The sequence below is a fragment of the Gemmatimonadaceae bacterium genome (assembly GCA_035533015.1).
Lineage (GTDB): Bacteria > Gemmatimonadota > Gemmatimonadetes > Gemmatimonadales > Gemmatimonadaceae > JAGWRI01.
Genome location: DATLUQ010000023.1, coordinates 25,997 through 34,288 on the forward strand (window position 1 = coordinate 25,997; position 8,292 = coordinate 34,288).

Here is an 8,292-nt window from a genome sequence, read left to right on the forward strand (position 1 = left end):
GGCCTCAGCGGGCCACGTCCGACGCGTACGCCCGAATGATCTGCCGCACCAGGCGGTGTCGCACCACGTCGTTCTCGTCGAAGTACTGGAAGGCGATGCCCTCGATGCCGGCGAGGATCCGCTCCACCTGCAGCAGGCCGGACTCCTCGCGCTTCGGCAGATCCACCTGCGTCTTATCGCCGGTGATCACGACTTTGGAGTTCACGCCCAGCCGGGTCAGAAACATCTTCATCTGCATCGAAGTCGCGTTCTGTGCCTCGTCGAGGATCACGAACGCGTCGGCCAGCGTGCGCCCGCGCATGAACGCCAGCGGCGCGATCTCGATGACCCGCGTCTCCAGTGCCTTCTGCACGCGGTCGAACGGCATCATCTCGTCCAGCGCGTCGTACAACGGCCGCAGATACGGATCGACCTTGGCCTGCATATCGCCGGGCAGGAACCCGAGCGATTCGCCCGCCTCCACCGCCGGCCGCGCGAGCACGATGCGCCGCACCCGCTTGCGGGTGAGCGCGTCCACGGCGGCCGCCACCGCAAGGTATGTCTTGCCGGTGCCCGCGGGCCCGATGCCGACCACGATGTCCTGCTCGGCGATCTTGGCCAAGTACTCGGCCTGCCCTGGCGTCTTGGCCTGCACGAGCTTGCGGACGCCGGGCAGCGCGATGTGCGGCGCGGACGGCGGAGCGCCGTTCGCCGAGCCTTCCGCCTGTTCGGCCACGTCCTCGGGCGCCAGTTCCGATAGGCGCAGCACGTCGTCGGCCGACAGGGTGAGCCGCTGCCGTGCCACGTCCACCATGCGCTGGCCCACGGGCGCTGCGCGCGCCACCAGCTCCTCCGGTCCGGTGATCGACAGGGCCTCGCCCCGCAGCGCGACGCGAACGCCGAACAGCCGCGACAGCTCCACCAGGTTCACGTCGTTGACGCCGGCCAGCGTGAGGAGGTCGGCGCCCTCGGTGGAGATGCGGCGGGTGGTGGCCGCGGAATCCGTCATGGGGTGCGCCCTCCGGCGCCGCCCCCACCGGTCACCGCGATGTGGAGGTCGCGCAGTTCCTCGGGCGGCACCGGCGCCGGCGCGCCCTCGAACAGCGCACGGGCCGCGGTGGTCTTCGGAAAGGCGATCACATCACGCAGTGAATTCGCGCCGGCCAGCATCATCGCAATACGGTCCATGCCGAGCGCGATGCCGCCATGCGGCGGCGCGCCGGCGCGCAGCCCTTCGAGCAGGAACCCGAACCGCGCCTGCGCCGTGGCCTCGTCGATCCCGAGCAGCGAGAACACGCGGCTCTGTAGCGCCGGGTCGGCGATGCGGATGCTCCCACCGCCCAGTTCCGTGCCGTTGAACACCACGTCGTACGCTGCGGCACGCACGGTTTCGGGCGCCGTGTCGAGCTTGGGCACGTCCTCGGCGCGCGGCGCGGTGAACGGGTGGTGCACGGATGCCAGCTGCCCGGTGGCGGGGTCGCGATCGAACATCGGGAAGTCCGTCACCCACAGAAACGCGTGCGCGTCCGCGGGCACGAGCCCGAGCCGGTGGGCAACATTCTGCCGCACGCGGTCGAGCGCCGGATTGGCCACGCGATCGTGCGCCGCCACGTAGAGCCCCAGTGCGCCCTCGACCAGTTGCAGCCGTTCAGCGGCTCCCTCGGCGAGGAACTTCGCGGCCGGCCCTTCGAGCTTGCCATTGACGCGCTTGAGCCGCAGGAGCCCCATGGCGCCGGCGGACCTGGCTTCGGCTTCCACCTCGTCGAGCTGCTTGCGCGACAGCGCGGCGCCGCCCGGCACCACGAGCCCCCGTACCCGGCCCCCCTCGGCGAGCGCCGAACGCGTGATGCCGAATTCCGTGCCGCGGAATACGTCGCTCACGTCGGCGATCTCCAGGCCGTACCGGAGGTCGGGGCGGTCGCAGCCGTAGCGCTCCATGGCGTCGGTGTAGGTCATGCGCGGGAACGGCGTCGACACGGCGTAGCCGGCTTCGGCCCACAGCGCGGCGACCATCCCCTCGGTGAGGGCGACGATGTCCTCGACGCCGATGAACGATGCCTCGATGTCGATCTGCGTGAACTCCGGCTGGCGGTCGGCCCGCAGATCCTCGTCGCGGAAGCACCGGGCCACCTGGAAGTACCGGTCGTATCCCGCGACCATTAGCAATTGTTTATAAATCTGCGGCGACTGCGGCAGCGCGTAGAACTCGCCCTCGTGGATCCGGCTGGGCACGAGGTAGTCCCGCGCCCCTTCGGGCGTGGGTTTGGTGAGAATCGGCGTCTCGATCTCGAGAAATCCGCGGTCGCTCAGGTACCGGCGAGTGGCCTGCGTGAGCCGGTGCCGCAGCACCAGATTCTGCTGCAGCTCGGCGCGCCGCAAATCGAGGTACCGGTGGCGAAGGCGGAGATCCTCGGCCGGCAGGTTCTCACCCTTGGCGCGGGCCACCGGAATGGCGGGCACCGCCGCCGGGCCCACCACGGTGAGTGACGTGACGTGCACCTCCACCTCGCCCGTGGCGAGATCGGCGTTGTGCATCGTGGCCGGTCGCCGCACCACCTCGCCTTCCATGAGGACCACCGTCTCGTTGCCGAGCCCGGCGGCACGGTCGCACACGTCCTTGGGCGTGCGCTGTGGGTCGAACGAGGTCTGGACGATGCCGCTCAGATCGCGCAGATCCACGAACACCAGGCCGCCGAGGTTGCGGGCGCGGTGCACCCAGCCGCCCAGACGGACACGTTGCCCCACGTGGGTCGCCCGCAGGCTCCCGCAGCGGTGGGTCCTCAGAGTTGTCGAGAAGTCGGTTTGCATTGATGAGTGAGCAATGGGCGGCCGGTCAACGCGGCCCGAAGCGGCGTGAGACGCTGGCGCCGGGCGGCCTCATCGGCTTGCCCGGCGCCGGGGGCAGAACGCGCCAACCGACCCGGAGATCATCGGCCGGGTCGGCGCTGAAAGGCGGCTGCCGGAATTCGTCTCATCCAACCCTGTATCATAATGCCGGAACGCGACTTAGGGTAGTTCATCGCTTGACTCAGCGCGGCGGGCCCGGCTAGGTTAAGTGCATGCGCCACTTGCTTTTTGCCGCGCTCATCTGCGGCGTCATGGCAACGCCGTCGAGCGCCCAGCAAGTCCCGGCGCGCGATCTGCTCGACTTCCCAATCGGTTCCATTGCGGAACCGGCCGCAATCTCCTCCTTGCTCTCGAGCGGGGTGTGGAACCCAGCGGCCGTGCGCCTCCCGACGGGCGAGGCTGTGCAGATCGGCATCCTGGCGCTCAACTCTCCCATCGAACAGGGAGTCTCGGCCCAACTCGCCGTGGCCACGATGAGGCTCCCGGGTTCCACGCTCCTCACGGCCTCCCTGCTCCGCGCCACGGTAACCGACCTCGTGCGCACGCAGACCGATCCGCAAAGCGTGGGTTCGGAGATTCCGTACGGCACAACGCTGTTCTCGGCAGGATTGTCACGCCGCGTCGGCCGACTCACCGCGGGATTCGCCACGCGCGTGCGCACGGGTACGGCCGACTACATTCAGCGCACTTCGCTCTCGCTCGACGGCGGGGTGCTGCTGGATAGCGCCTTCCACACCCCGATCCGGCTCGCCGCTTCCACGTTCCTGCTCGGTGCCTCGCCGACGCGGGAGCGAGCGACACTGCTGGGCGCGGTCGAGGTGCCGGTGTACCATCGCGGATCGGCGCTCGAAGTGCGCAGCGGGCTCGCGGTCTCGGCCACCGAGTATCGGGGTAACGAGAAGTATCTGTACGCGGCGTTGCGGTATCTCGGGCTCGAGGCGCGCGGTGGACTGGCCCGCACGCGGGCCTTCGGCTTCGACTCCGATCATCTGCGCCTGGGACTCGATCTGCACTACGCCCGATACGTCGTGGGAATCGCCCGCGAGGATGAGGGGGCCGGCCTGGGCGCCGTCTATCAATTCATGCTGACGTCGGCATTCCCATGAGCGATCGCGAAAACCTACTGGATCTCACGCCGGCACAGGCGTTGGAGCGGCTGACGGAGTTCATGCGCCAGGAAGGGCTGCCGGCGTACCGCGCCAAGCAGGTGGTGCGCCACCTCTGGGTGGCGCCGGCGGCCGATTTCGCCAACATGACGGACCTCCCCGGGGCGCTGCGCGAGCGCCTGGCCGAACGGTTCGTTCTCCCGCGGCTCACCATTCTGGCGCGTCAGAAGTCGGCCGACGGCACGGAGAAGTTCCTCTTCCAGCTGGCCGATGGCGAAGCCATCGAGACGGTCGCCATTCCCGAGGGCCGCCGCCTCACGCTGTGCATCTCGTCGCAGGCGGGGTGCGCGCTGCAGTGCGCCTTCTGCGCCACCGGCGCGATGGGGTTCTCCCGCAATCTCGCCCCGCATGAGATCGCCGGTCAGGTGCGCGAGATGCGCCTGCTCGATCCGCCCATCGCGGTGACGAACGTGGTGTTCATGGGGATGGGGGAGCCACTCATGAACTGGAAGGCGGTGGACTCCGCGCTCACGCTTCTCAACGACCCGCAGGGCCTCGGCATCGGAGCGCGCCACATCACGGTCTCCACCGTGGGCATCCTGCCCGGCATCGTCGCCCTGGGTAAGCGTCCGGAGCAGTTCAGGCTGGCGATCTCGATCCACGCGCCCAGCGATTCGCTGCGGCGCGACCTGATGCCGATCAACACGAAGTATCCGCTGGCCGATGTGATCGAGGCGGCCAAGGTGTTCGACCGGCGCGTCACGTTCGAATACGTGATGCTGGGGGGCGTGAACGATGCCGAAGAGCACGCGCTGAACCTCGCGGCCCTGGCCCTCGAATGCCGGGCGTTCGTCAACCTGATTCCCCTGCACCCCGGAGGGGCGCGTGGGTTCGTACCCAGTTCGCGCCAACGGATGGCAGCTTTCGAGCGCGAGCTGCGAGCGCAGGGCGTCGAGGTGGCGGTGCGCCGGAGCCGCGGGGTGGACATCGCCGCGGCGTGCGGTCAGCTACGGACGGAGCGGCTCGGCCGGCGGCCGCCACGTACGCCCAAGCAGCACGGTGACGTCCACATAGACGGTTGAGTCGGGGCGCGTTTGGACGCGCGCGCCGCCCAGCGCCGCCGCGACGCGGCGCGCCCAATCCGGATGGTTCGATCGGTCGAGCACGAGCGTGCTGTCGCGCCTGTCGCTCGAGGTGCCGATCAGCACGACGTCGAACCCCTTCGCCCGAAGCGCGAAGGTGGCGCGCCTGGCGAGGCCCCGCCTGGTGGTGCTGTTGATGACCTCCACCCGCACGCGCTCACGGGCCGGAGCGGTCAGGTCGGGTGGCTCCGTGGTGGCCAGCGTGGCGTGGGCGCGCGCCCACCAGTACCATGCGCCGCCGGCCATCAACAGCGCCGCGGCGAGTCCGACGATGAGCGGTCCCCGCTTCATTGCAGCGAGTTCCAGAGCGCGATGGTGTCCGGGTAGACCGGATGACCCTCGCGCAACGCCCATTCGATCCGCGCGCGGACAACCTGGCGGAACACGCCGTCGAAATCATGGGCAACCTGGGCGGCCAGAAAGGCGCGGTCGGTGCGCGCGAATTTGCGGCCGGGTTCGAGGAAGTCAGCCATGTAGAGCGCGCGCCCGGTGCGCGCCCAACCGGCATGTCCGACCGTATGGTAGCGAATGGCGTCCAGCAAATCGGTGCGGCGTTCGCCCTCCCGTTCGAGCACGGCGGCCGCCGCGGGGCCGTGCAGCATCGTGGCGCGGCCCGTGGCATCGCCGGTGAGGGCGCGTAGCGTCGATTCGGCCGCGTCGCGCAGGGCGTCGTGCCACCGGCCGGCGTCGCGCCAGTCGACCGCTTCGGGGGCGGGAACGCCGAGCCCAGCGGCCCATGCAGCGAGCAACGCCGTGACGCGGGCGATGTGACCCCGTCGGGCCTCACCCACTTCCGCCCATGCGGGCAGCACGAGCCCGGCCTCCGCGTCAGCCATCGACCGCTTGCCGGAGCAGGGCCAGTTCCCGTTGCCAGAATTCACGGTCACGCAACCCTGGGTGAGGCAGTGTGAGTCGTTCGTCGGCGACCGTGTGGTGGCCGAACGCGACGATGTCGAGGTCGAGCGTCCGCGGCCCCCAGCGAGCCGTGCGCTCGCGGCCGCCGTCGCGCTCGATGCCGTGGAGCGCGTCGAGCAGTTCGTGCGGCGTGAGGGTGGTGTCGATGGCGAGCATCTGGTTGAGATAGGGGCCCTGGCCCGGCGGTCCGAACGGCGGCGTCTCCTCCACCGGCGTTTCGGCCGTCACCCGGGTGCCCGGGAGTTTCCGGAGCGCTTGGCGCGCCGCGGCCAACGCGGCGTGGCGGTCTCCCAGGTTCGAGCCGAGCGCGATGAACGCCACCTCACCCATCGATCGGGCGCGCGATGGCGACTTCGACGTAGTCGAGCGGCGCGCCGAGCGGCACGTGGGGCTTGCGCACGCGGACCTCGACGCGAGCCACCCCGTCCACGGCGAGCGCTCCGGCCGCCACGCGCTCGGCGATCTGTTCGAGGAACTCGCGCGGCGACTCCGCGACGGCATTTCGGGCGGCATCATGCAGCCCGCGGTAGTCCACCACGTCGGCATCACCGGGCGCGACCCACGCGCTGAGGTCCACCTCCAGCGGTTGCGGATGCTGCTGTTCGTGGGGAAGGATGCCCACGGTGAGGTGGAAGCGCATCCCGCGCAGCGTGATGCGGTCGTGGCCCGGCAGCTCGTTCATGTGACGCTCGTGATGCGGTGGGTGAGTTCGCTCAGGTAGACGGTTACACCGCGCAGTTCCTGGATGGCGCCTTCCAACTCGCGGAGCGCGACGGCCTGGTCCTTGGCCGACGAGATCACGTTCTCGGCGCCCGTGCGATTGCGTTGGGAAATGACGGCGATGCGGGCCACGCGCTCGCGCAGCCTGCCGAACTCGAGTTCCTGGTCGCGCGACGTGCGGGCGATGCGCTGGGCGCCGCCCGCCGCGGCGGCGGTGGCGGTGACGATGAGGTCGAGCGCCGACCGGGCCGACTCGGACAGCGACTCGGCGTCGCTGACGATGGCCTGGCCGCGTCCCATCTGGAGCGCGACGCGGCGCATCTGTTCCTCGAATCCCATGAGCACGTCACTGGCGTCGTCGGCGGCGCGAGCGCTCTGCTCGGCGAGCTTGTGGACCTCGTCGGCGACGACCGCAAACCCCTGGCCGTGTTCGCCGGCCCGGGCCGCCTCGATGGCGGCGTTGAGTGCCAGCAGGTTGGTCTGGTCGGCCAGCGATCGGATGACAGATATGAATTCAGTTATACGCCTGGTGGCCTGGGCGAGCACCTCCACCTGGCTCGCGCTCTCGCCCACGAACCCCTTGGCGTTCACCAGACGCTCGATGGCGGTGGCGATCGTGAACCGGTGCTCACCGGCGATCTCGGTGGCCCGTTGACTCGCCTCGGCCGCGTCGTTGCCGTCGCGCACCACCCCGGCCGTGGCTTCGTGGAGCGCCGTCGTCGCGTCGAGGCTGCGGTCGATCTGTTCGTTCTCCTCCACCACGCCCCGACCCATGTCGGCGATCGTCTTGGCCACGGTCTCGCCGCCGGCGCGCAGCGCGCGGGCCGACTCGGTAAGCGTGTCGAGCTGGGAACTCACGCGCGTCATCGCGTCAAGCAGCGGCTGCCGGAGGTCGTGAATGTGCAACGTGGTGGCGAGCTGGTTGGCGAACCGCCGGATGAGCCCGACCTCCTTGAGGGAGTAGGCGTTGCGTTTGTGGTGGGCCAGTTCGAGCAGCCCGACGTTGTGGTCGCCGAACCGCAGCGGGATCACGGCGATGCTCTCCACGTCGGTCGGCGGCGCATCGAGGCGCGGATCGTGGGGCGCGTCGGCCACGATCACGGGCTGCCCGCTGCCCAGGGCGTCGCGGCGCAGCCGCTCCGTGGCCCCCGCCGGCAACGCCCCGCGCCCGTCGACACCGCCGTCGTGGCTCCATACCAACGACAGCTGGCCGTTCTGCAGCCGGAAAATGGTGAACGTCCGCCAGTCCACGAGCCGGTGGGCGAGCGCTTCGATGCGCCGAAACGCGTCGGACAACCCCACATCGGAAGAGACGATCTGCTCCATCGCGAGGATCTTGTTCAGCTCCTCGGCCGCCACGGATTCCTCGAGAATGCGCTTGAGGAGGAGGCCCGCGAGCCCCAGCACGACGCCGATCAGCACCCAGCCCGCGGGCCCGAATTCGCTGACCGTGACGAGGATGACGGCGACGGCGATCGCCCCCGCCCCGAACCCGATCACCTCGTACCGCAGGATCAACGACTTCTCTTCCTCGAGCAGCTTGTCGCGGAAGACGAGCGTGAAATAGAGCAGCGCGCGGCTGG

9 protein-coding genes are annotated in these 8,292 nt (G+C 69.7%); 2 read left to right on the forward strand and 7 right to left on the reverse strand.

The annotated features are described in order from the left end of the window. Positions 1-4 precede the first annotated feature (4 nt). Both VNF92_04940 and aspS read right to left on the reverse strand, forming a co-directional pair. A complete protein-coding gene (locus VNF92_04940) occupies positions 5-988 on the reverse strand; it encodes a PhoH family protein (GenBank protein ID HVA57212.1) in 984 nt (327 codons plus the stop codon). Next, entirely contained in the window at positions 985-2,787 is a 1,803-nt protein-coding gene (aspS, locus tag VNF92_04945) for an aspartate--tRNA ligase (protein HVA57213.1), read from the reverse strand. The genes VNF92_04940 and aspS overlap by 4 nt, the downstream gene beginning before the upstream one ends. 251 nt (positions 2,788-3,038) lie before the next feature. Between aspS and VNF92_04950 the strand changes: the two genes are divergently transcribed. Beyond that, on the forward strand, positions 3,039-3,932 hold the full coding sequence (locus VNF92_04950) for a hypothetical protein (protein HVA57214.1): 894 nt from the start codon (positions 3,039-3,041) through the stop codon (positions 3,930-3,932). Continuing rightward, positions 3,929-5,014 (forward strand): 23S rRNA (adenine(2503)-C(2))-methyltransferase RlmN, encoded by a 1,086-nt coding sequence (rlmN, locus tag VNF92_04955; protein HVA57215.1) that lies wholly within the window; start codon positions 3,929-3,931, stop codon positions 5,012-5,014. The genes VNF92_04950 and rlmN overlap by 4 nt, the downstream gene beginning before the upstream one ends. Here the strand turns inward: rlmN and VNF92_04960 are convergent. The 5 genes from VNF92_04960 to VNF92_04980 form a co-directional block, all read right to left on the reverse strand. Beyond that, positions 4,940-5,365 carry a LytR C-terminal domain-containing protein gene (locus VNF92_04960; protein ID HVA57216.1) on the reverse strand — a complete coding sequence of 142 codons (426 nt, stop codon included), beginning with the start codon at positions 5,363-5,365 and terminating at the stop codon, positions 4,940-4,942. The genes rlmN and VNF92_04960 overlap by 75 nt on opposite strands. Then, the gene (locus VNF92_04965; protein HVA57217.1) at positions 5,362-5,910 is read right to left on the reverse strand and encodes a hypothetical protein; all 549 of its coding nucleotides are present in this window, start codon (positions 5,908-5,910) and stop codon (positions 5,362-5,364) included. Before VNF92_04965 ends, VNF92_04960 begins: the two co-directional genes overlap by 4 nt. After that, a complete protein-coding gene (gene folK, locus VNF92_04970; protein ID HVA57218.1) occupies positions 5,903-6,319 on the reverse strand; it encodes a 2-amino-4-hydroxy-6-hydroxymethyldihydropteridine diphosphokinase in 417 nt (138 codons plus the stop codon). The genes VNF92_04965 and folK overlap by 8 nt, the downstream gene beginning before the upstream one ends. Beyond that, positions 6,312-6,671, reverse strand: coding sequence for a dihydroneopterin aldolase (locus VNF92_04975; GenBank protein ID HVA57219.1), 360 nt, complete (start codon positions 6,669-6,671; stop codon positions 6,312-6,314). The genes folK and VNF92_04975 overlap by 8 nt, the downstream gene beginning before the upstream one ends. Continuing rightward, a partial coding sequence (locus VNF92_04980) for a methyl-accepting chemotaxis protein (protein ID HVA57220.1) occupies positions 6,668-8,292 on the reverse strand: 1,625 nt, incomplete at its 5' end. The genes VNF92_04975 and VNF92_04980, both read right to left, overlap by 4 nt.

What these genes read in the sequence shown, in the direction of transcription:
- VNF92_04940 (HVA57212.1), bottom strand. Translation starts at nt 988, where the DNA reads ATGACGGATTCCGCGGCCACCACCCGCCGCATCTCCACCGAGGGCGCC.
- aspS (HVA57213.1), bottom strand. Translation starts at nt 2,787, where the DNA reads ATGCAAACCGACTTCTCGACAACTCTGAGGACCCACCGCTGCGGGAGC.
- VNF92_04950 (HVA57214.1), top strand. Translation starts at nt 3,039, where the DNA reads ATGCGCCACTTGCTTTTTGCCGCGCTCATCTGCGGCGTCATGGCAACG.
- rlmN (HVA57215.1), top strand. Translation starts at nt 3,929, where the DNA reads ATGAGCGATCGCGAAAACCTACTGGATCTCACGCCGGCACAGGCGTTG.
- VNF92_04960 (HVA57216.1), bottom strand. Translation starts at nt 5,365, where the DNA reads ATGAAGCGGGGACCGCTCATCGTCGGACTCGCCGCGGCGCTGTTGATG.
- VNF92_04965 (HVA57217.1), bottom strand. Translation starts at nt 5,910, where the DNA reads ATGGCTGACGCGGAGGCCGGGCTCGTGCTGCCCGCATGGGCGGAAGTG.
- folK (HVA57218.1), bottom strand. Translation starts at nt 6,319, where the DNA reads ATGGGTGAGGTGGCGTTCATCGCGCTCGGCTCGAACCTGGGAGACCGC.
- VNF92_04975 (HVA57219.1), bottom strand. Translation starts at nt 6,671, where the DNA reads ATGAACGAGCTGCCGGGCCACGACCGCATCACGCTGCGCGGGATGCGC.